This is a genomic window from uncultured Phenylobacterium sp. (genome assembly GCF_902826855.1).
Lineage (GTDB): Bacteria > Pseudomonadota > Alphaproteobacteria > Caulobacterales > Caulobacteraceae > Phenylobacterium.
Genome location: NZ_CADEGK010000094.1, coordinates 16,755 through 17,815, shown reverse-complemented (window position 1 = coordinate 17,815; position 1,061 = coordinate 16,755). Strand labels below are relative to the sequence as shown.

Here is a 1,061-nt window from a genome sequence, read left to right as displayed (position 1 = left end):
AAGCTAACCCCCACTTTGGTCCGTTCCACTTGCTGAGCTTCGCCTTTATCGGCGGCGGGTTCTGGGCGATCTCGGCGGCTTGGCCGGTGCTGTATCGCGCCCAGCGCGAAGGCAAGCTGGCGACGACCGGCCCGTACAGCCGCGTCCGCCATCCGCAATACGTCGGCTTCGTTCTCATCATGTTCGGCTTCCTGCTGCAATGGCCGACACTGCTCACGCTCGCGATGTTCCCGGTCCTCTTGGTCATGTACTGGCGCCTGGCCGTCAGCGAAGAGCGCGAGACCGCCGCCTGCTTCGGCGAGGTCCATGCCGCGTACAAGCGCGCCACGCCGGCCTTCATCCCGCGCCTGCGCCGTTCAGGCGACGCCCAGCGTTCTCCGACCTGACCGGCGCGTCCAGCGCCGCCAACCGGGTTCCACCACGCGCCCAACGACTGTCGACGTGTCTGCATTCCGGACGGTCCGCAGCGCTGCGATCGCGGCGACTTGCCCAATCTCGTGCCAGTCAGGAGCCACTGCGGTGCGCATAATGTCAGCGGTCAGGAGGCACTCGAGTCCGAACGCAACGACTGCGCAAGCTGAAGTCCGGCGCTTTCCATCATCTCATCGGTATGCGTTTCAACGGCTGAGCGCCGGAGGCGCCTGGGTCCGGGCTGTAATCTTTCAGCGCGCTCGGCGTCGTCCGGGAGCAGTGGCTCGTTCCGGCGAAAGGCCCGCCCCTCACTGCGACCATGCGGGAGTTCGCAGCAAGATGGTTGTACGGATGACATCGCCAGCTTCCAGCGCTGAGCAGGCGGCCTCGGCCGCCCTGCGGGTAGTCGCAGTCGACGAGGCTGTCGACGGACTTGCGATCACCACCATTCGCACGCTGGCCATCGACGCCGTCGAGCAGGCCCAATCCGGACACGCCGGCGCGCCCATGGCCATGGCCCCGGTAGGCTACACCCTCTGGAGCCGATTTCTTCGCTTCGACCCCAAGAACCCGACGTGGCCTGATCGAGACCGCTTCGGCCTCTCGGCCGGTCACGGTTCCATGCTTCTCTACGCGCTGCTCCACCTGTC

At 66.3% G+C, this 1,061-nt stretch carries 1 protein-coding gene and 2 pseudogenes; 2 read left to right on the top strand and 1 reads right to left on the bottom strand.

Annotated elements, in window-relative coordinates; translation table 11 throughout:
* Window positions 1-29 precede the first annotated feature (29 nt).
* On the top strand, window positions 30-386 hold the full coding sequence (locus tag QZV94_RS13855) for an isoprenylcysteine carboxylmethyltransferase family protein (protein WP_293678495.1): 357 nt from the start codon (window positions 30-32) through the stop codon (window positions 384-386).
* Here the strand turns inward: QZV94_RS13855 and QZV94_RS25180 are convergent.
* Window positions 357-563, bottom strand: a pseudogene (locus QZV94_RS25180) (DUF1622 domain-containing protein); the annotation flags it as partial. The gene QZV94_RS13855 and the pseudogene QZV94_RS25180 overlap by 30 nt on opposite strands.
* On the opposite strand from QZV94_RS25180, the pseudogene QZV94_RS25175 reads away from it, so the two are divergent.
* A pseudogene (locus tag QZV94_RS25175) lies at window positions 529-1,061 on the top strand (hypothetical protein); the annotation flags it as partial. The pseudogenes QZV94_RS25180 and QZV94_RS25175 overlap by 35 nt on opposite strands.